Source organism: bacterium (assembly GCA_021372535.1).
Taxonomy (GTDB): domain Bacteria; phylum Latescibacterota; class Latescibacteria; order Latescibacterales; family Latescibacteraceae; genus JAFGMP01.
Window position 1 is genome coordinate 1 of the sequence record JAJFUH010000045.1, and the last position, 23,371, is coordinate 23,371.

The following is a 23,371-nucleotide window of genomic DNA, read 5'->3' on the forward strand; positions in this document are numbered from 1 at the left end:
TGATACCTTCCGGCTTGTCCGGACACTTATCGAGCTCGGATATCTGGTCAGCGTGGAAACGAACGGCACGATCGATGCTTCGCCTCTGCACAGGGAAGCGCGGCGTATTATCGACATCAAGTGCCCGGGAAGCGGAGAAGAAGGAAAAACCCATCCGAACAATCTCGCATACGTACGGTCTTCCGATGAATTCAAGTTCGTGCTCGCCGACCGTACCGATTTCGAGTATGCCCTCGATTTTCTCGACCGCCATGAAATTCTGCGGATCGGTACGATCCTGTTTTCGCCGGTATGGAGTATACTCGACCCGGCGCTTCTGTGCGAATGGATACTTTCAGAGCGCGTTTCAGTACGGATCAATCTGCAATTCCACAAGTACATCTGGCCGGAATCAACCCGCGGCAGATAACCGTATATTCAGTAAATATCTTATCTTACTGATTTTAACATTGAATATCCGCTTGCTTTTTCATGAATATCGTTTCATATTATGGAATACGTAAAAACAGGAATTTTCGCCGATTATATGGCGTGAACGATACGGAGGAATCCAGTGCCCGATCGATATATGCTTGATTTCGAGGAACCGTTGAGACGGATTCGCCAGCAGATACATGAGATGCAGGTATGGGCCGAACACGATCCCGACTATGCGACCACGGAAATCAGCCGTCTCGAAGAACAGGAGCGCCGTCTCTGCGAGGATATCTATGCGAAACTGACGAGCTGGCAGCGGGTACAGATTGCACGGCACCCGAACCGGCCGCATACCCTCGATTATATCACGATGATGATGAGCGATTTCACCGAGCTCCACGGCGACCGTGTCACGGGTGAGGATCCTTCGATGATCGCCGGTTTCGCACGGATCATGAATGTTTCGGTTGCAGTTATCGGCCAGCAGAAAGGCAATGACAACGAGTCCCGCATAGCCCGTAATTTCGGAATGTCCAAACCCGAAGGATACCGTAAAGCCCTCCGTATCATGAAACTCGCCGAAAAATTCAACCGGCCTGTCATATCGTTTGTCGATACACCGGGCGCTTTTCCCGGGGTCGAAGCCGAAGAGCACGGCCAGGGCGAGGCCATTGCACGCAACCTTATGGAAATGAGCAGGCTGAAAGTGCCTATTATCGTCACCCTTATCGGCGAAGGGGGTTCGGGAGGCGCGCTCGGTATCGGAGTCGGCGACAGGATCATCATGCTTGAAAATGCATGGTATTCTGTCATTGCGCCCGAGTCATGCGCCATGATTCTCATGCGGAGCACCGAAAAGAAAGACAAACTTTCCGAATCATTGAAGCTTACCGCGACCGAACTGAAACCACTGGGAATAATTGACGCTATCGTCCCGGAACCGCTCGGCGGCGCTCATAACGATCCTGATACGGTGGCAAAGAATCTGAAAACGGTTCTACACAAAAACCTCCTGGAACTCATGAAACTGTCCGGAAACGAGCTTGTGCAGAACAGAGTACGTAAATTCAAGCTCATGGGCCGCTGGTCGGAATGATTTTATGAACCTCAACGCCGGTTTCTCCCCCGGTGATTATCGGGAATCACAGGAATGAACAAGATTACGGGCGAACCGTTCCATACGCAAATACGTGTAAGATATTCGGAAATCGATAAACTCGGCATTGCCCATAACAGTCACTATCTGACATGGTTCGAGGTCGCACGGACGGAACTTTTAAGAAGTTACGATCTGACCTATAACGAGCTTGAAAAAACCGGATTTCATTTCCCCCTCGTCGAGGCAGGAGTAAAATATATGAAACCGGTTTTGTATGACGACGTCTTAACTGTTGTAAGCAGCGTGATGCATAAACCCGGGGTGCGGGTACGGATAGATTATAAAATTCACAAAGACGGCGAAATTGTTGCGACAGGCTTTACCGAACACGCATTTGTCGATGACAACCTCCGTCCGATGAGACCCCCGAAGAATGTACGCGACAAACTCCTTATAGTATGGGATCATTCGACCGGGGCTCAAAAACGGGAGTAATTTATGTTCAACAAAGAACTTCTTGATATTCTCGTCTGTCCCGTATCTAAAGAAAAACTGGAATATGACGAAAAAGAGAATGTATTGGTGTGTTACGCATCACGGCTTAAATACCCTGTCGAGGATGATATTCCTATCATGCTGCCGGAACGGGCGCAGAAATTTTAATTTTTTCTTGACCTTATCAATAAAACTATTGTATATTATGATACATTCAATGCATGAGGACACGATTTTACATGGGAGTAAGCCTATAATCATTCGCTAAGGGTTGATATGTAATTCTGTTACCGATTATGTATCATACGGTTATTGTGTATCACATGATCGATGCGGTTCATCATTGTGCACAGCAGTTTATACCGGTTTCATGGCTCTACATAATCGATAATCGTGAGCTGACATACAATAGTAACCCTTGCGAGTGATCCTTAAGCGTGCCCATGTTTTTTTATATGGATGTGCTGTAAAGGCGCGAGGGTTGATCGACTCTCCGCCTTTTTTTTGAGCAGGGTGTTTTATGGATTGCCTCTTTACTCATATTCCGCAGCGCATGATAGCACTGGCGTTTGTTCTGATTTTTGCATCATCAGCCCATGCCGATGTGCGGATCCTCACGAGCGATGAGCGTGGTTTGTCTCTGGCCTATCGTCCCCACTGTACCCGGATCGATACGCTCGATGTCGAAGGGAAGAGCTATAACCTTTTCAACTATGACGATCATTCGTTTCATGCGGAGCAGGGTGCTCCCCTGCTCCCCGCGACCTCCGTGTTTTTCGCTGCACCCGCCGGGATTGCCCCCGCTGTGAATGTCTCCGGTCTCGAGGTATCCGAACGGGAGGGAATCAGGATTGCACCGATGCCTGTGCTCCGGGATGACAATGCCGGATTCAGCACCGAAATCTACCGGGAGGACTCCCGACTGTACGCCATGAGCGGCTACCGTCCCGAAACGTTCTGGAATCTCTATGAGAAGTCCACCGGTGATGGTTTCACCATCTGGGAGCTAACTCTGAGACCTGTCCTGTTCGATGCACATGCTTTGACAGCTGCTGTTGCGGACAGTTTTGATGTGACCGTAACCTTCGGCCCGGTTTCGGCAGAAAAACAGGCTCTCGCTGCCGTGCTTCCCGATTTCGTCGTCAACAGGGCCGTCTTTTCCACTCCCGAAAGTTTCTTCCGTGCAAAAAAAGCCGAAAGCCAGGTTTTCGACCCCTTCGGAACCGGCGACTGGTACCGTGTTAAAGTAACAAAAACCGGAATTTATACAATTTCGGGTATCGAACTGTCACAGGCGGGATTCCCTGTCGGTACTATAAAGACGGATGATATCCGGATGTACTACGGCGGAGGGAAAATCCTCGACCGGAATCCGGGGAATCTCCATACAGACACGTTCCGTGAAATCGCCATCAGGATACAGGACGACGGCGATGGAATTTTCGGGAGGAACGATTCGCTCATATTTTACGGCAGCTCGCTTTCACGTTTTATTGCCGGTGACGATAACTCAACCCCCGTTTTCCAGAATCACCCCTACTCGACCGAGAATGTTTACTGGATAACTGTCTCCGATACCGGGACACCCAAAAGAATACGGACTACCGGCGAGGAACCCTCATCCACGATCGAAGCCCTGACGGTTTTCCCTGAGATGATTCACATCGAGCAGGAAAACAAGCCCGATTTTGAAGAGACCGGCACCGAATGGTACTGGGACGATATATCCACATCATCGAAAAGTTATGCATTCAGTGCTCCGGGCATAGCAAACGGAGATTCGATGCATATCCGCGTGGGTTTCATAAACCAGGCGGTAAAACTCGGCTATAGCGTCAATATTTATATTAATGACGAGGGACCTTTCAACTTCACCTTCTTTACCGGCGATTTTCTGAAAGCGGATTTCAGAATCAGCTCTATGCTGAAATCATCGGGTAATCTCCTCAAAATCATACGGACAACCGGAAAACCGGACGAATATATTCGCCTCGACTGGCTTGAAGCGGAATATCCGAGACGTTTCGAATATCAGGACACTCCTTTCGAATTTTTCATGACCGGCACAGGCTCCCCGGTCAAGATGACCATGGCGCGCGCGGAAAAGCAGGCAATCGACATTTTCGACACCACCGATCCGTACGAGGTTGTTGAAATAACACATAAGAATTATGACAGCCAGGCAAAAACGCTCACTTTCCAGACGACTCTGCCGGGAAGCAGGCGTTCCAGGCTCATGGTTACTTCCGCATCGTCGTATCTGAAACCGGCTTCAATTTCCAAAAAGGAATCCACGCGCATCAGCCTCCGTAATCAGACGAACGGATCCGATTATATCGTCATCTCACACAAGACGTTTCTGAGTGAAGCCCAGCGTCTTGCAACCTGGCGGGCACGGGATTCACGGATTGATCCGCTCAAAACCATGACGGTCGATGTTCAGGATATCTACGACGAGTTCGCATGGGGTGTTTTCGATCCCGTCTCGATCCGTGATTTTCTCTACTATGCATGGAAATATTCAAGTCCGCACGTGCGATTCTGCTGTTTAATCGGCGATACCATATGGAAATACAAGAATCTTACCGAAGGCCAGACGGGAAAACATTTCATACCGTCCGTTTTCGTTGTGGACGAACATGGCTGTACCTCCACCGATGATTTTTATACATGGTTCGAACCCACTCCCATCCCCTATCTCGCGACGGGGCGTTTGTGCGTATCCGACCTCGAATCAGCAAAAATCGTTGTCGATAAGATCATCGAATACGAACGTAACCCGGAAATGGGACTGTGGCATAATCGCGCCCTGTTCATAGCGGACGATGAGCTTCATGACGGCGGACTCGGGCAGGAAATATCGTTCACATACGATACGGAAGCCATAGAAAGCGGCTCGTACATTCCGGTTTCCCTGGACCGCACAAAAATCTATGAAATCGAATATCCCCTTAAAAATCTCAGAAAACCGGACGCCACCGAGGTTCTTCTGGAAGCCATCAATGATGGATATATACTGTGGAACTATCTCGGCCACGGGAATGTCGGCCTCCTCGCACACGAACATATTCTCGAAGGCACCCGTGACATAGAAAGACTCAATAACGGTCATCGCCAGGGTGTATTCTTTATCGGTTCCTGCGAGGTTGCGCATTACGACCGCATCGATACTGTTTCTCTTGCGGAAATGCTCAATCTTCGTAAGGAAGGCGGCTGCGTCACCGTTATTGCATCGGCCAGGAAAACGTTCAATCCACTCAATGTCAGCCTGAACAGGGCGTTCTATTCGAATCTGTTCGACAATGCGAATAATCCCGATATCCGTATCGGGTATGGATTGAAGGTCGGGAAAACCCGGAACTACAACGACAGCAATGCAAACAGATATCTCCTTTTAGGCGACCCGGCGACACGTCTCATGATACCGCGGCTGACATTTACTCTTGCGGATGTCGATTCGATATATCGTCTCCAGAAAATCGACCTCTCGGGAAATGTTGCCGATAACACCGCACCTGTCACATACAACGGAACGCTCTATATAAAAGCCCTCGGACCGAAAATTCGGTCGACCTATTCCCTGCCGAAGGGGATCAAGGTCGATTACACGATGCCCGGCAATAAGTTTTATAACGGTGAGCTTTCCATTTCCGGCAGCGGTTTTTCGGCGTCGCTCGTAGTCCCAAAAGACATCGCGCCGACCGGTAACGACTCAAAGATTTACTTTTTTGCAACCGGAGGAGAAGGTGAAGCAACCGGAGTCATCAACAACATCCTCATTGGTGACCTTTATCCTTCGGCTCCCGAGGATGTATCGGGACCGGAGATCAAACTGATATTTGACGGGAAAAGCTTCGAGGACGGCGACTACATTGGCCGTCAGCCGAAATTCGCAGCAAATATTTCGGATCAATCCGGAATCAATATTTACGGAAACAGAGGTCACAACATTACGCTCATGACAGATAATTCGGAAATAATCGTTCTTACCGGCAGTTTCCTGAATATAAACGGCTACAACACGGGAAAGGTCGAATACGCTCTGCCGGTCCTCACACCCGGCGAACATTCCTTTGAATTGAGCGTATACGATACCTATAATAATATCTCGAAAAAAGTGGTCAAGGCACATGTGGTGGGTTCGGAAACTGGTGATATCGTCATCGAAAACCTGCTCAACTACCCGAATCCGATGAATTCCGACGGCACCACATTTACCTTTAATCTCAACGACGATGCAGGGAGCGCAAAAATCAATATCTATTCTCAATCGGGAAGAAAGGTTGATGAGCTGGCTTTTTCGGCAGGTTACGGCTATAACACCTTATTCTGGAAACCTTCATTCAGCCTCGCAAACGGGGTTTACTTTTACAAACTGACAGTATGGAGCAGTAATGGTAGAAAATCGTCCAAAATCGAGAAACTTGTTGTCATGCGATAGGAGGAATTTAATGAAAGTAATTCGATTAATCATTCTCTGCGCGGTCTGTGTTTCCTGTTTTGCCGCTCAAGTTCAGGCAACTAACGAAAGCCAGGCCGCCGTGCTCCTGCTCCTGATTGAGCCGGGTGCGAAACAGGCCGGTATGGGTGAAGCGTATACGGCGGTCTCGGACGATGCTTCGGCGGGTTATTACAATCCGGCGGGGCTGGCATTTCAGGACCGTAATCTGAAAAATCTCCAGTTCATGCATACCAACTGGCTCCCCGCGCTGGCGGATGACATTTACTATGAATACATGGGCTATTCACAGTATGCCGAAGGATGGGGACATTTCGCGTTCAACGTGGTGTACTTCAACCTCGGAGAGCAGAACAGAACATCCTCGGTATCCTCCGATATCATAGGAAAATTTCATTCATTCGAGGTCGTTGCCTCCGGGTCATACGGCGCTACCATGACCGACAACCTGTCGCTCGGGCTTACGCTCAAGGCGATATATTCCAAGCTTGCCGAGGCAGGCCAGGAAGCCGAGAAAGGGAAAGGCATCGGAACATCGTTCGCCCTCGATTTCGGCGCGATGTACAAAACACCGGTCGATGGCCTGTCACTCGCTGCGGTCATTCACAACATGGGGCCGAAAATATCCTATATCGATGTGACTCAGGCCGATCCGCTACCGCTCAATTTCATTTTCGGAGCGGCATATGTCCCCATACACAATGAATTCAACAAGCTGTCATTCGTTGCCGATATTTACAAGCCGCTCGTGAGAAGAAACGGTTCTCCTGTTGAAGCGCTCGTAAAAGGCTGGTATGACGAGAGCAATGAATTTGAACAGATCGATTACAAAGTCGGGACTGAATATGTCTACAACAACTTCATGGCTCTTCGCGCCGGATATACGTACGACAAGGACGGAGAACTGAAAAGCCCGACGTTCGGTGTCGGTATCACCTGGGACAAAATTCTGGTCGATCTCGCCTATTACGCCGGCCGTGATAATCCCATGCAGGATTCGATGCGCTTCAGCTTCGCATACAATTTCTGAGGGCGGTGAAAAAGCTTTTTTACATGCCCGGTTTTGAAATATGTTGTAGGATTTTTCACATCGCTTTTTCAGGAGTACAGGAGACTGTTTTATTGAGAGACATATTCATTTCCGCTATTCTTTCGGTTGTTCTCCTCACGGGCGCTGTTCATGCCGCCCGGGCAGATGAATACAGGATACTGGCCATACGCGTTGATTTCCCTTATGAGGACCCCGACCACGAGACAACATCCGGCCGGGGAATCTTCGACATGGACAATTATTACACCGACGCCGCGGTCAGAGAACGCTATTATCATCCATGGGATATCCCGCCGCATGACAGTCTCTATTTCGCCCATCATCTGACGGCTCTCGACAATTACTGGCGTACAGTCTCAGAAAACCGTGTATCACTTTCATTCGATATCTGGCCAAAGACCGCCGATGGCGCGTACACCATGTCGAAGAAGTTTTACAAGTACGGCAACGGACGGTCGAAGGATGAAACGAACGAGAAGCTCGTCGAACTGTTCAGTGAAGCGGTGCAAACGTGTAAAAACACCGAAGGCAGCCGTATCAATTTTGCGGATTACGATACGTTCATGATTATCCATGCCGGACAGGGGCAGGAAACTTCCGGAGGGTTGAACGATATTCCCTCGGCATTTTTATCCCGTCAGGATTTCGTAACCTACATGGGAGCTCCGCTCAATATCGATGGTGTTTCTCTCGATAACGGACTGATCGTTCCCGAATCGACCTCGACAACCGGAGTCGGCGGCCTCAACGGCATCATGGCTCAGATGTTCGGGCACCGTCTCGGACTGCCCTCGCTCTCGAACAACAAGGACGGCCTGCCCGCGGCTGGCGGATGGTGCCTCATGGATACCGGTGCGATGTCATGGGGTTACCGGACACGCGGTTTCATTCCGACGCACCCCTGTATCTGGTCGAAGATCGATCTCGGCTGGGTCGAACCGGTCATAGTCACCTCGGATACAACGCTCGATATCGCAGCCACCCACATATCAAACGGGCTTCCGAGGGCGCTTAAAATCCCCCTTTCCGGCGATGAATACCTCCTCATCGAAAACCGGTTCCGCCTCGCAAGCCGTGACTCCCTTGCCCATGCGGTATATTCCGACACCGATTCATCCGGTGTCTGGCTTTCGGTCGATCATTATGACGCATACATCCCCGGCTCGGGAATACTAATCTGGCATATCAATGACCGCATCATCCGCGAAAAACGGGCACAGGGAGCGATAAACGACGATCCCCTGCGGCGCGGAATCGACCTGCTCGAAGGGGACGGCAGGCAGGATATCGGCGCGATGTACGGCTTTGGAGACGAACGGGCGGAGTATTCCGAGGGGCACGATGACGATACCTACAAGCTCGATGGACCCGATGTGCTCTCCCCTGTCACCAATCCCGACTCGGGCAGCATGTGGGGCGGCTGGAGCGGAATCACCGTGCGGGTGCTCTCCGATCCCGGCGAGATTATGCGCGTATCGGTCGGTTTCAGCGAACATCTTCCCGGGTTTCCTCTCCGGACCGGCAACATCACGAAGCTGGTGACCGCAGCAGATATTGACAATAACGGCGCTGATGAGCTCATCGTATCGGGCGGCGATTCTGCGCTTGTCGTCCGGAGCGACGGCAGCATTGCCGGTGATTTCCCCGCTTCCGGCCATCCGGCGGTTTTTCAATCCAGTACTACCGGGCCACCGCGCCTCGCCGTTCCCGCGGGGAATGAGCTGTTCATGTACGATTTACAGGGCGAGGCTTTAACCGGCTCACCGATATCACCCCCACTATCCGATGGACTTGACGGAACACCTGTTGTAGACGGGAACACGGCGGTCATGCAAACGGAAACAGGCACATGGATTCTCTGCGCTGTCCGGACAACTGAACAGGGCCGAACGGTGAAAAGCTCCCTGTACGCTCTCAACGCTTCCGATACGGGATCACGGCTTGAGATGGAGCTTCCCGACACGACACATGTGCGGTTTATCGCATCGGCGGGCGAATCGATCTCGCTCATCGGGGAAAATGAAGGAAAATACTATCTGTATACGGGATCGCCCGGATCGAGTTTCACCATCAGATACCGTATCGAAACCGGTCATGCCTCCGAAGGATTCGTGATGGCCGACATTGACCGTGATAATGTCTATGAAACCGTTTTTGCCGCCGGGAACGAGATTATCGTCATGAAGCCCGACGGCGTCATCAGCAGGATAAATCTTTCCGATACACCGGTCGGCGCTCCGGTTGCCGCCGATATCGACAATGACGGTTATCCCGAAATATTCCAGAATACGCGCCATCATGTGTATGCATTCAGGAAATCGGGAGCGCCTCTCGACCGTTTCCCGCTCGGTCTTCCTCCCGGCGACGACGATGAAATCATAACATCCCAGCCGGTTATCGCAGACCTTGACGGCGACGGCGATGTTGATATCGCATTCATGACCTCCGACAACCGTATGGTGGCATTCGACCGTTCCGGGCTGCTGACAAGGGGATTTCCCCGGCTGGTTCCGGGCGAAGTCGTCTCATCGCCGGCAATTTTCAGGCGCGCCTCGCAGGACAGCATCGCTGCCGCTTGTATCACCCGCAGCGGAGAGCTCACAGTTACCGATCTCATGACCTCCGTACCCGAAGGCCGGCTCGTCTGGCCGATGTACAGCGGAGGAGCATCGTTATCGTCATCACTCATCAATACGCGTATTCCATCTGAGATACGGACAACCGCCGCGTTTAAATTCTACTGCTATCCCAATCCGGTTACCGGCGGTGTCGGAACATTCAGGTTTACACCCGCAGGACCGACCGATTGCACCATATCGGTGTACTCCGCGGACGGACGGAGAGTCTTTGAATGTTACCTTGCAGAAAACGAGATCGTCCCCGGCGTACCCAACGAGGTGTCGATGAACGCCGCAAACCTTGCGAGCGGGCTGTACATCGCGCGGATAAAGACACGGACGAATACGGTCATGTACAAGCTGGGGGTGCTGAAATGAGACTATTGTATAGAACATTCCCGGCGTTTTTCCTCATGCTCCTGTTCGCCGTGGCAGCCTGGCCGCAGAATCCCTCAAACCTCAAGTGGCGGCAGTATGAATCGCCGCATTTCATCGCATATTATCCCGAGGGACAGGAGTTTACCGCATATCGGGCGCTCGAAGTCGCCGAAAGTGTACAGGCACAGCTCGTGGAAATGTACGGGCCTGTCAATTCGAAGATAAGCATCGTCATCAAGGACGATGAAGATTACGCCAACGGCGGCGCGTACTATTACGATAATAAAATCGAGATATATGCAACCAGTCTCGATTACGATCAGAGGAGCTACAGCGACTGGATATGGAACGTGGTCACCCACGAGCTCACCCATATATATTCCATGCACCAGTCCATGAAAACCACCCGAAGAATGCCGATGATGTATTATCAGCAGATCGATTACCAGGAAGAAAAACGTGAGGATGTGCTCGTGGGGTATCCGAACATTCTTATTTCGTACGCGATACCCACCTTCAATGTGCCGGGCTGGCTCGCCGAAGGAGTCGCGCAGCACCAGGCCCGTCAGGCACGGTACGACCGATGGGATACCCACCGTGATATGATCGTCCGTCAGGCAGCTCTCAACGATAAACTGCTCGGTATCGATGAAATGGGAATATTCAACTGGAACGGACTCCAGAACGAGATGGTTTACAATCACGGGTATGCCCTTGTCCGATATATCAGCGAGCGGTACGGCGACGAAAAAGTTACGGAAATCATGCGGGCAATGGGGAAACCGGCAACGTTTACCTTCGACTGTGCCTGCCGCAACGTTATCGGAAAGACAAAGAACGAACTGTACGATGAATGGAAAGAATACCTCAAACAGCATTACGAAGCGGTTCGTGACTCGCTCGGCGACCTGGTCGAGGGCACACCGTTCCGAACGAGCGGATACATCAACGCTTTCCCCGTATGGTCGCCCGATGGCTCGCGGCTCGCGTATGTTTCAAACAGAGGCCAGGATTACGGTATCAGGGTCTGTTATGTTGCTAACTTGTCGGATGGCGGCTGGAACTGGAAAGACAAGAAAAAAGACGAGAATAAGCTATTTGAAAAACTGGATAAGCTGAAAAAATCATCAAAAGACCCGAAGGAAATCGAACAGCAGGAAAGCGCCGCTCTGGGCGCATTCGATATCGCTCTGGCCGGGGGTATCCAGTCCGCGCCTATCTGGCTCGACGAATGGAACATCATGTTCAACCGCCGCTCGTCATCCGACAAATACGGCTCGCACTGGTGGGACATGTACCGGTATGTCATCAACACGAAGGACCCCAGAAAAGGAACCGAAAAACGTATCAGCAAAAATCTCCGGGGGACCTATCCCGACCTTTCCCCCGACAAGAGCTGTATCGTGTTCGTCAAAAACGATTCCGGCCTCAACAATCTTTTTCTCATGAACCGCGGTGACAACGCCCTGACACAGCTTACATTCTATAAGGACGGCACCCGGATATACCGCCCGCGGTGGTCGCCGGACGGCAAGCGCATCGTGTTCACCATTCACCAGAAAGCGGAGGTGAATATCGGCGTGATAAATGCGGACGGTTCGGATTTCGCTTATCTCGTCAGCTCGAACGGCCAGGACCGCGATCCCTCATGGACCCGCGACGGCAAAGACATACTCTTTTCTTCCGATGTCACGGGGATACCGAATATCTACCGCATGCAGCTCGCCGACGGGTCGGTGAAACGGATCACCAATGTTATCGGCGGCGCGTTCTCGCCCGAACCTTCGCCGGCAGACACAACACTTGCGTTCTCCTCCTACGGCTCCGATGGTTACGAAATCAGACTCATGCCGCTGACCGCGGGAATACCTGTTGACGATCCGGAGCAGTTTCATCTTCCGGTAAATTATACTCCCGATACGGGATATATCAGTTTCAACGCCGGAGATTCTTCTCCGGTCGGGATGAAAACCCTGGATTTTTCGCTCATGCCGAGAGTAGTCAATGACCGGGGTAACATGAAACTTGGAATCTTCGCACTTAAAAGCGAGGTCGCCGACCGGGGAACGTTCATGTTCGGAGGCGCCATATCGCCGAAAAACCGCGATACCGACATTTATGCGCTTTTCGAATACAAACGGTTCGTCCCCACCGTTTTCATCGAAATGTACCGTCTCACAAGAAGTGTCGATAAAACCGAGAACTTCATGGAAGAGTACGGAACCTTCGTCAAAAAGAGGAAATACGATCTGAACGAGGTCGATTTCGGATTCCGTTACGACTATAAAGACCGTCACAATTTCGACACGAGGCTCATTTACAGCCAGTACAACGCCCGTCTCGAATATACCCATTATCTCACCGGCGCAACGGTGCATAAACCGTACTACACGTATTCGCGGGGATTCGATTTCGCGCTCACGTATACGTTTGACCGATTCATCCGGGCGCGGGACGAAGTCATCAATCCCCGTGGAGGCAGAAAGGTGCAGGTACGGTATGACCGTTTCGTTAATTTCTTCCTCGATGAATTCGAGTATGTCGGTTTCCTGCGGGAAAAATATAAACGATACCCGTACAACCAGTTATATATTAACTGGACGGAAAGAATCCCGGTGCCGGGTACGCAAAAACATACGTTCCAGATGCGGGGCCAGCTCAATCTCATCGACCGGTATGTCGATCCGTTCTACGAGTCGCAGCTTGGCGGTCCTCTCCAGATGAGAGGGTATACATTCTACAGCCTCAGCGGGAGAAAAACGGTCATGGCTCAGGCACTCTACCGTTTTCCTATACTGTACGACATGAGGAAAAAGGTTTTCGTTTGGTATTTCAATCATCTGTACGGCGGCATATTTGCCGATGCCGGAAGGGCATGGAACAAGCAGGACCTCAACTGGTCAACGGACGGCTTCGTCCGCGATGCCGGAGTGGAACTGCGGCTCGACGCGCTGTCGTTCTATAATTTCCCGACCATGATCCAGTTTTCCGCCGCGTATGGTCCCGATGACACATGGAACAGGGTATTCGATGAAGAAACCTCGGCGGAATACTGGAAAAAAGACGATCAGAAGCCATGGAAATTCTATTTTAACGTCCTGTTCGGATTTTTTTGATATGTATTATTCCGGTACGTAAATATGCACCATCGATTATGCAGTATTCAATCCCGATCCCATTGAATACCATGCCAGAGAGGGAGATGCCGAAGGCAGGGGTCATATATTGGTAAAAAAGTGATTCTTCAAAAGCAAACTGGTATAAAGTCATAACAAAGGAGTGAATCATGAGACGAGATTTAATAAGGGTTTGCGCCCTGACGTGTCTGCTTGTAATGTCCGTGACGGTACACGCGGAAATGCAGAACAGCGAACTGAAGTTCTGCGACAAAATCGAATTGACCGATTCGTTTCCCCTGATCGGCGATCACCAGGCGCTTGAACAGGCCGTTCAGGAAGGACAAAACAGCACGCCGGCGCTTTCTCCCGCTGTCTGGCCTTTCAAAAAAAGTACCGGGAATACCGTGTCGAAACCCAAGAGCCCACGAAAAGCGTTTTTCCTGTCTCTTCTCCTTCCCGGGCTCGGCGAAACGTATGTCGGCTCGAAACGGGGCATTGCTTTCCTCGGTGTCGAGGCGATTTCCTGGTGGATGTATTTCACCAATACCAACAAAGGTTTTGATCTCGAGGATGATTTCCGCGCTTTTGCCGATGAACACTGGCATTACAACGATGACACTGATTCAGCGGGCAATCCCATCGATTTCAATTACTGGAAATGGCTGGATTACAAGTACATAAAAGATAAATCGATCGGGCCGGAGGACTACGATAGGATCGAAGCCGAGCTCGAAAAAAACGCGGATATTTCTGTCCACCAGCTCCCCCACCCTCCAAACCAGCAGTATTATGAAATGATCGGGAAGTATCCCCAGTTTGTTTACGGTTGGGAGGATATCGACGATCTCAACGACACGGTACGAAATACGAACGGTACGATCAATTACAATGAGAACATCAAGAATATCCAATCGGACATCCGCAACAAATATGAAGATATGCGGTATGATTCCAACAAGAAGCTCAAAGCGGGACAGCGCGGAATCCATCTCATGATCATCAACAGAGTTCTCTCTGCAATCGATGCAGGACGACTCGCATATCACCATAACAAGAAGCTCAATTCGGAACTCAGCGGTATTCAGGTGCGCATGGTCGAAAAACAGATTATTGACAATAAAGTACCAATGGTAATCTTAACAAAGAAATTCTGATGATCTCATTGATGAAAAAAATCGGGTTATATCCGGTCCTGTTTATCGTATTGCTGGTACATTCTCCGGGACCCGGACAGTGCGAAAAGAATATGACAAACATGAAGGCTTTTCTCATGTCGTTCGCTGTCCCCGGCCTTGCACAGTACTATCAGGGGTCCGGTGGATATGCAAAGCTCTTTTTTACAACAGAGCTTGCAATCTGGAGTGGTTATTATTATAATCATATGATGAAAAATGCACGCGCCCAGGATTATTATGCCTATGCCGTCCTCCATGCCGGAGTGAATCCTTCCGGCGCCGGAACATCTTATCTTAACGCGATAGGAGCATACAATTCCTCATTCGATTACAACGGATACATGCATCAGCGTTCTACCGAACCGGTGCTGTATTCGGGATCGAAAGCATGGAACTGGGACGCGGAAGAAAACAGGCTCCGTTTCCGCAATCTCCGGGAACGCGAGCTCGATTACGAGAATAACCTGAAATACTGTATCGCCGGCGCAGTTCTCAACCATTTTATCTCGGGCCTTCATGCATCGAAACTGAACCAGAAATCTGCCAGCCATGCTCAGGTAATAACGGTAAACGTACTTGACGGCGGTCTTGGGGCGACTTATATAAGGAGCTTTTAACAGTGAGACATCTCAGGATTTTCTCGTTCATGCTGGCATTCATCCTGTGTGCCAATGGCGCTTTTACCCAGAATTTTGGTAAAAACAAGGTAAACTATACCCCGTTTTCCTGGAAATATATCCCGACAAAGAATTTCGATATTTATTACACGACTGGTGGATACGAAATAGCGCTTATAGCATCCCAGCTCGCCGAAGCACACTTTGAAAAGCTGTCGAAGCGCTGGCGTTATACTCCCCGCAAGCGAATACCGATCCTCGTATACAGCTCGTTCAACGATTTCAGCCAGACCAATGTAATCACGGAACCGATCGAGGAAGGAACCGGGGGATTCACGGAAATTTTCAAGAACCGTGTGGTTATTCCCTGGGAAGGCTCGCTTGGAAAATTCAGACATGTCATCGACCACGAGCTCACCCATGCACTCTACTTCGACATGCTGTACGGAGGCGTTGTCGAATCCATCGTCGGGCGCGAATACCTTTTCCAGATACCGCTCTGGTTTGCCGAGGGGCTCGCCGAGCATGAAAGCCAGTACTGGAGCACGGAAGCCGACATGATTGTCCGCGACGGCATCATCACCGGGTATCTGCCCCCCATTGAAAACATCTATAGCGGATATCTCGTGTACAAAGGCGGCGAATCTTTTTTCAAGTATCTGCAGGAGAATTACGGCAACCAGGATAAATGGATAACAGGAGAGCTGCTCTCATCACTCTCGCAGACACACAACCTCGAAAAAACATTCAAGTCGGTTTTCGGGAAAAGCATCGAGGATCTTTCAAAAGAATGGCAACGTAAACTCCGCTCTTACCACTGGCCTGAAGTTGCAGGTCGCGAGCTTCCCGAGGATTTTGCACTGAAGCTCACCGACCATATGGAAGAGCGAAATTACCTCAATATCAATCCCGCCTTCAATCCGACGGGAGATAAAATCGCCTTTCTCACCGACCGTAACGGATACAAAGAGATCATGCTCATGCGGGCCGCGGACGGGAAAATCATCAAGACCATCCTCAAGGGCGAAAAAGCGGGTGATTACGAAGAGATGCACTGGCTGCGCGGAGGACTGACCTGGTCTCCGGACGGCACCATGGTCTCTTTCGCCGCCAAAACCGGAGAACGTGACGCCATTCATATCAAAAAAGTCGAGGATGGCGGATATGACCGTGAAATCAAGCTCGACATGGATGCCGTCTATTCGCCGTCATGGTCACCGGACGGCAGCAAGATACTCTTTTGCGCCATAAAAAACGGCAAGCTCGATATCTTTACGGTCGAGATAAAAACCGGCGCCGTTGTCCGTCTCACCGATGACTTTTTCGATGAATCGACTCCGCGGTGGAATTCCGACGGAACAAAAATCGTTTTTTCATCCGACCGTTTCGATCCTCCCTATGAGTTCCGGCTCAACAACATAAGCGATTCATACGACATCTTCATCATGGATGCCGACGGCTCGAATATACGGAGAATAACGACCAACCCGTATAACGACACCGATCCCTCATGGTCACCGGATGATAAAAACATCGTTTTTTCGTCCGACCGGAACGGTATCACGAACATCTATAATATCGACATCGAGAGCATGACAGAAAAACCGCTGACGAATCTTCTCACGGGATCGACAGCGCCGAACTGGTCACCGGACGCCACCCGTATTGCCTTTACCTGTTTCAAAGAGGGCGGATGGGATATATATGTATTAAAACGCCCCCTGAAACGTGAACTCACGATGGAAAGCGTTACACCGACCGCTTACCGCAGCGAAACCCTCCAAGAAACACAGTCAGCCGTGGAGGACAGCTCGACCGTCATTTTAACCGATAAGGGGATGGGCCAGGAAATCGCGATAGAACGAGCCCCGGAGCATCCCTATGCCATAAAGTTTTCTCCCGACATGTTCAACGCGTTCGCGAGCTATAACACCTTTTACGGCATCGGAGGCATGGGACAGATTTCGCTCTCGGATATCATGGGTAATCACCGTATCAACGTTGCAGGGAATCTCTTCTATTCTATCGAGGAAAGCGATATTTTCCTGTCATATTTTTATCTGAAAAGGCAGACAAACTGGGGAGTGAACGCTTATCATTACAAGACATATTATCGATCGTCAAACTGGGATATTTTCAGCGACAGTGTTTATGGCGGTTCGTTGATTGCGTCACGGCCATTCAGCAAATTCTCGCGGATCGATCTGGCGCTCAATATGCTTTCCATACGACGGAGCGCGTATTACAATACATACAATTATTACGATCCCTATGGTTATTATTTCCCTCCTGAAGAAGAAAAACTCGATGGAGTTAAAACCATGACCATTGAAAGCGAATTTGTCAATGACAATACGCTCTGGAGTTATACCGGGCCGGCTGCCGGCAGGAGATACAAGCTCAATGTCGAATATTCGCCTTCCCTTTCGAGCTCCGACCTCGCATACACTACTATCGAGGCCGATTACCGTAAATACTATCATTTCAAACAGCGATACGGATTCGTGACCCGTATCAGCGGTGGGACAAGCATGGGCGAAACTCCGAGAATGTTCTTTTTGGGCGGGACGAGCAACTGGCTCAATGCCCGTATTTCGAGCATTCCTCCCTATATCGAAAACCGTCAGGACCTTTATTTTGCCCGCTTCCCCTTCCCGCTCAGAGCGTACCGGTATTATGAATTATACGGACGTCATTATTTTCTTGCCAATTGCGAGTTCCGGTTTCCTTTTATCGATTATCTGGCCCTCGGCTGGCCTATGCCGATGGCTCTCGGCAATATCACCGGGGCTCTTTTTACCGATGTAGGATCGGCCTGGGGCAGAATGGAACTGGTCGGCGATGGAGAAGATTCATCGATCGAGTTCAATGACAGTTTCCATGGGGGTGGAATTACCGGAGACGGGAGTTTTGCCCTCGACGATATAAAGATGTGCTGGGGAGTCGGCATGAGGATCAATATAGGTTTTGCAATCCTCAGAATCGATACGGCATGGAAGATTTTACAGGAGAAAAGCGATCCCAAACCTATGTTCAGCATTGCAATAGGCCCGGATTTTTAAAAGGGTGTCACTTTTATATTGACTCCCATAAAGAAAATGAGTATTTTTAAGCAGTTGTAATTTGGAGGGGTAGTAGCTCAGTTTGGTTAGAGTAACGGCCTGTCACGCCGTGGGTCGCGGGTTCGAGCCCCGTCTGCCCCGCCATAAAATAAACAGGGACTTAGGCACATATGCTTGAGTCTTTTTTATTTATCGCCTTCAATCTTTCCAACCGCATTTCCAACCAGCCTCCAATATTCAAGCCGGTTTTCATCTTTCTCAAAATGATTGTCTCAGTTGCTGATGCCCATGATAAAATGATTACTGTGATATTTTTATGTAGCGTATCTGCAATACTGCCATAATCCGAGTATATCCGTTAAAATCTGCGTTAATCCACGATCCATGATACTTTATCCGCTCAGTTCCAACCTTTCCTGTAGTCCACTACGGTCTCCGAACCTAAATTCACCGTATTATTCCCCTCATATATCTCAGGAACCGCATGGTCGGGATCGAGGACCAGGTTCCACCCCTGTTCGGGGGCGCGTGGGAGATCGATGCTGAAATCCGCAGTGCGGGGAACGAGGTCGAGCGGCGCGTCGAGTCGTCCGAGAGATTGTTTCGCAATAACCTCTCCCTTTCCGTCCACAACGGCGACAACTGCATTGTCCACGGCGGATGATCCGATGTTGTGGATAGTTCCACGAATCGATGTTCCCTCGACCGATACTTCCCGTGCGGCGATCGCAAGGTCCGCCCGCGTGAATATCGGCTCCAGCTTCCCGACCTGTTCAACCCGGATGACCGTCACCGTTTTCGGCTTGATAGTCAGGGAAATAGTATCGGCCTTTGCCAACTCCAGCATTTCCGTGCGTTCGGGTGCGTCCATCTCTTTGTCGCCGTCTGCATCGGGCCCCACTGTCAGCCGGTATCGGCCGTGTTCAAGGTTCCATACGCGCATGTTTCCCTTCATCGGGACATCCGCATAGCTGTAAACGAGAACCTCGAACCCGTCTTTTCTGTTATCGGTTACAAGAGCGCCATAGTCGGTGCCGAAACCAGACCAGCTCACCGCGAGCGTCGGATTGAACTTGTTGCGATAACAGTAGCCGCCCAGGTAGCTCTGAGAAACGTTGATCGAGATATTTGTAAATACGCGGTCATCAAATTGCTCAGCGGACGTATACATGTCGGGCCAGCGAATAGCGTCGTAGAGATTCGCGATCACTGCGGATGAACTTCTGGGATTCCCGATTATCGACTCGATGAGCCGGGACGGATCACCGGTGCGAAAAATGGCAAGACCGGGATTCCTGTCCGCCAGCTTGTCCACCGTGGCAGAAGGAAGCGATTTCAGAAGACCGAGAGAATAGGCGTCGTCAATGAAATCTCCGGCCGATCCGGGCGCTTCACCGCGACGGTAGTAGTACATGAACGGTTCGAGGTACTTTACCTGACCGGTGAGACCATAAAGCCACGAGAATGCGGTCGCCTGTGTCCGGTATCCACCCTCGAGCGGCCTGTCCTTCGACGATGCCAGCACTTTACCGGTGGAGACCTCGATGTCGGTTGCCCACTGACCCGGCTTCATGAAACGGAGCCAGGAATCCGCCCACTCGCGGACAGTTTTAAGCGCAAGAGGATTCCTGTTGTAATCTGCTAACTGAAGTGTCGTATGCCACATGAGCGACGTAGCGTGACCGTCAATCGCCGGTTCGTGTGGCAAGGTCAGGTCATCGTAACCCATGTCCCGGCGGTCGCGGAAATGACGGCGCCCGTCCCTGGTCACAATAGTCAGCTTTTCCATGTTGCGCGCGGAGACCATGCACCGTTCGAGATAGATCGGATCGCCATAAAACCACCGCGCCATGATGGCTGTGTGATTGAGGCCTTCTTCGTATGCATGGAGCGTATCACACATGAGGAGGTTGATGCCGTCCCGGATGTGTTTCTTATCAACCAGTTCCGCAAGACGTGCCCCGCCATCCAGGACCTGTGCGCCGACTCCACCGTCTTCGAGGAAGGGAAGATCCGCGAACTGCTGGTACATGTCGGTGTCATCGCCCACCTTTCCGCCAAACTCGCCGGTTTGCACGAAGCGATTGTCGAACCACCACTGCGCGATTCGCCTCGTCTCGAGCCATGCCTGCCGAGGATACCATGCCCATGCCGGTACTCCCGGGGGCGGTGCAGGCGGAGTTCCGGTATCGGAAAGGCTTTCGAGATGCCTGACGAAAACCCATTCGCGGTACTGCCTGACCATGCCGTCATCGGGGGCGAGTGTATGGCACCGGTCGATAGTCATGAACAGTTCCGGGCAGAGCGCCGCATAGATGTTCATCGAGTAATACTCGTCGCGTGTCTGGTTATTATAGCTGCCCCATGGCCTGCACTCCGACAGGAGGGCGAACAGTGTCTTCAACAGAAATTTGCGATGCTCGACCGCCTCGGGCAGGGCTTCCTCCCGCGGAACGAGCCTGAAGCCGAATTCCGGCGCGCCCCCGTCGGGTCCGGAAACGCGGCAGTTCTTGTTAAAAGTGAGCGTCACCCACACTTGTGTACCGGCCAGAAGCACCTGATCGGGAAAATCGAGCGCGAGACGGTAGGTCCCCGCCTTGACACCGTCGAACCTGTACCAGAGGAGATCGAGCGCCGGATCGAGGGGATCGTGAACCACCGCGGTGCATGTGAAACCGTCGCTCACGCCGGAGACATCCATCGAGAGTTCCACTGCTTCGAGACCTGCATCGGCATTGAACGGGGGCGTCACAAAGTGAACCGCGCGTCCTCCGGTGAGATCGACCGGCGTCCCCGCCGAATCCGATCGTTCGAGGGAAACAACCGTGCAATCTCCCCCGTCACCGAGACTTTCGATTGCCCGCTTCACACTCTCCGGGGCGAACTTGGTGCCGGGCTCTGTCAGGACAGGGTTTCCTGTGGTGGGCGCCCACCGTTCCGTTCCTGCCTGCTTATTCCCGGATTCCACCATGAAAAAGGCGAGGTCTGCTATCGTCCCATTCTTTACATTGAAGAAATCGACAGCGCTGGTCCGCACGGGATTTCTGAAATGGACGGTCTCAACATCATCCGTACCGGCAAAGGTACAGACCGGCTGCGCCGCCGATGGTTCGGTGAGCGAGTTGGCTGCGGCATACATGCGGGTTGATGCTCCTCCGCGGATGACGACTGTGTTGAAGCGCGAATCGTTCTTCAGCGCAATATGGAGACCGTCGTTATCGTTGAAGTCGTAATCGACCCCGGAACTGGCGTCGAATCCCTCGCTCAGGGAATCGGGATACTCGCTGAAGTATCCCCGGAAGTCGTAGCTCTTCAAAGTGCCGTCTACCGTTGTTCCGCGGAATCCCCGGACTACCCGGGAGTCGGTTACGATCATTTTTTTTACTGTTACAATCCTGCGTTTATCAGGCTTCAACGAGATACCGACGGAAACCTCGTTCGAGGCTCCGCAGGCAAGGATAAGTACGGCCGAGAAGGCAAATGCGGCCATGCCGACTCTGCCGATGAGTGTGTGTATTCTATTATCCGTTTCCATTAAACCGACAGCCCCCTTGGTAGTGTCCGGTTAAAATTGTAATGAACTACCCCGGACTGAAGTCCGGGGTATCAAACCGTGGTCAAACCAAGCCATCAAGGAATGAAAGTTGCGCGTCATATATCTTTTTGTACTCTTTGCCCTGTTTCTCAACATATGCGCGGATCACTTCTTCGTTCGCATAGGCACCAACGGTATTGATATAATATCCCGCAGTCCAGATGTGACCACCCCAGAGCTTCTTTTTCACCTCGGGATGGTTGTTATATATTTCTCGTGCCGTCGTCCCTTTTACTATTTTCACAATACTGGATGGCGCAATGGTCGGTACACTTTGTACAAGAAAATGAACATGATCTTCATCAGTTCCAATCTCCACAAAATGTATTTCGTACCGTTCGCTTATACCAATGCACGTGGTTTTTAGCGTTTCCTCTACGGCTGAGGTAAATACTGCTCTCCTGTATTTCGCCGGACAGACTATGTGATATAACAGGAGATTCTTGTTATGTTTTTTCAGGATGTGCTCGCTCATCCCGACAATATAACCCCGGACTTAAGTCCGAGGAATTCTTTTGATTAAAGTCCTAAATATCATGTAAATAGAGCTTTTACTGGCATGTGGAATATTTTTAATATGTTTGTTACTCCTTTGCTCCACCGGAACTCACCCCTCAATCCCCTCTCATGATCCAAGAGAGGGAAAGTACCCGATAACATCCATTTTATCCGGGTCATATGCGCGGGGTGAGTTTTCATGAATGACGGTGGCAACTTTCATGTTCTGCTGCAACCACAAGGCACTCAGTATTTTACCGGACAGTTCTGATTCCCCCTGTCAAGTTTATGAATATTCAAAATTTTCAACATTGATTCACCCCGAATATATTCATCAAGTTTAGCCCCCTTCACCGTGAATCACTTCTTCTTATCACCGAACAGCATCATGAGCAGGGCGGCACGGGCTTTATCGATTTCCGCGGGAGACATGGGTTTTTTAAACGCGGACTTTATTCTTTCGGACTGGTCGCGGGATTTTTCGGTTTCGGTTTTCTCAGAGTGCTCAGGGGAAGACGGTTTGTCGGACGATACTTTCCACTGGTCGTATTTTTTCCTGAAGGACATCAGTTCTTCGTATGCATTGATAATATCTTTCAGTTTATCCTGTACCTTGTTCTGGAGTCGCGGGTCATGATTGAACCGGTCCGGGTGCCATATTTTGACCATATCCGTATACGCCTGTTTTATTTCTTCTTCGCCAGCTCCGTAATCGAGGCCGAGTAAATCATAATATTTTTTAATGGTATCATCCATATCCGGCTCCGGTATTCTTATAACATGGCACG

General features: G+C 50.7%; 14 protein-coding genes and 1 tRNA gene. 12 read left to right on the plus strand and 3 right to left on the minus strand.

Translation table 11 applies throughout. From position 1 onward, the window contains the following. The 12 genes from LLG96_04615 to LLG96_04670 all read left to right on the plus strand — a co-directional run. The coding region (locus tag LLG96_04615) for a 7-carboxy-7-deazaguanine synthase (GenBank protein ID MCE5249486.1) at positions 1-409 on the plus strand (409 nt) is incomplete at its 5' end. Positions 410-553: 144 nt separating this feature from the next. Beyond that, positions 554-1,513, plus strand: a complete 960-nt coding sequence (locus tag LLG96_04620) for an acetyl-CoA carboxylase carboxyltransferase subunit alpha (GenBank protein MCE5249487.1) — start codon at positions 554-556, stop codon at positions 1,511-1,513. Between the two features lie 54 nt (positions 1,514-1,567). Next, positions 1,568-2,011, plus strand: coding sequence for an acyl-CoA thioesterase (locus LLG96_04625; protein MCE5249488.1), 444 nt, complete (start codon positions 1,568-1,570; stop codon positions 2,009-2,011). A gap of 3 nt (positions 2,012-2,014) precedes the next feature. Continuing rightward, complete coding sequence (locus tag LLG96_04630) at positions 2,015-2,179, plus strand: Trm112 family protein (GenBank protein MCE5249489.1); 165 nt, start codon at positions 2,015-2,017, stop codon at positions 2,177-2,179. A gap of 352 nt (positions 2,180-2,531) precedes the next feature. Next, the gene (gene porU / locus LLG96_04635; GenBank protein ID MCE5249490.1) at positions 2,532-6,452 is read left to right on the plus strand and encodes a type IX secretion system sortase PorU; all 3,921 of its coding nucleotides are present in this window, start codon (positions 2,532-2,534) and stop codon (positions 6,450-6,452) included. Positions 6,453-6,462: 10 nt separating this feature from the next. Continuing rightward, positions 6,463-7,500, plus strand: coding sequence for a PorV/PorQ family protein (locus LLG96_04640; protein MCE5249491.1), 1,038 nt, complete (start codon positions 6,463-6,465; stop codon positions 7,498-7,500). A 92-nt stretch (positions 7,501-7,592) separates the two neighbouring features. Further along, positions 7,593-10,517: a T9SS type A sorting domain-containing protein gene (locus tag LLG96_04645; GenBank protein ID MCE5249492.1), complete on the plus strand. Its 2,925-nt coding sequence runs from the start codon at positions 7,593-7,595 to the stop codon at positions 10,515-10,517. Next, positions 10,514-13,633, plus strand: coding sequence for a hypothetical protein (locus LLG96_04650; protein ID MCE5249493.1), 3,120 nt, complete (start codon positions 10,514-10,516; stop codon positions 13,631-13,633). Before LLG96_04645 ends, LLG96_04650 begins: the two co-directional genes overlap by 4 nt. A 170-nt stretch (positions 13,634-13,803) precedes the next feature. Continuing rightward, complete coding sequence (locus LLG96_04655) at positions 13,804-14,790, plus strand: hypothetical protein (GenBank protein MCE5249494.1); 987 nt, start codon at positions 13,804-13,806, stop codon at positions 14,788-14,790. Between the two features lie 92 nt (positions 14,791-14,882). Then, the gene (locus LLG96_04660; protein MCE5249495.1) at positions 14,883-15,428 is read left to right on the plus strand and encodes an ERO1 family protein; all 546 of its coding nucleotides are present in this window, start codon (positions 14,883-14,885) and stop codon (positions 15,426-15,428) included. 2 nt (positions 15,429-15,430) lie between these two features. Continuing rightward, positions 15,431-18,490, plus strand: coding sequence for a BamA/TamA family outer membrane protein (locus tag LLG96_04665; protein MCE5249496.1), 3,060 nt, complete (start codon positions 15,431-15,433; stop codon positions 18,488-18,490). 66 nt (positions 18,491-18,556) lie between these two features. Further along, a tRNA-Asp gene (locus LLG96_04670) sits at positions 18,557-18,634 on the plus strand. Positions 18,635-18,890: 256 nt separating this feature from the next. Here LLG96_04670 and LLG96_04675 read toward each other — a convergent pair. From LLG96_04675 to LLG96_04685, 3 genes are all read right to left on the minus strand, one after another. Continuing rightward, positions 18,891-22,025 (minus strand): hypothetical protein, encoded by a 3,135-nt coding sequence (locus LLG96_04675; protein ID MCE5249497.1) that lies wholly within the window; start codon positions 22,023-22,025, stop codon positions 18,891-18,893. 82 nt (positions 22,026-22,107) lie between these two features. Next, positions 22,108-22,560, minus strand: a complete 453-nt coding sequence (tnpA, locus tag LLG96_04680; protein ID MCE5249498.1) for an IS200/IS605 family transposase — start codon at positions 22,558-22,560, stop codon at positions 22,108-22,110. Between the two features lie 383 nt (positions 22,561-22,943). Beyond that, the gene (locus LLG96_04685) at positions 22,944-23,339 is read right to left on the minus strand and encodes a DnaJ domain-containing protein (protein MCE5249499.1); all 396 of its coding nucleotides are present in this window, start codon (positions 23,337-23,339) and stop codon (positions 22,944-22,946) included. Positions 23,340-23,371: the final 32 nt, after the last annotated feature.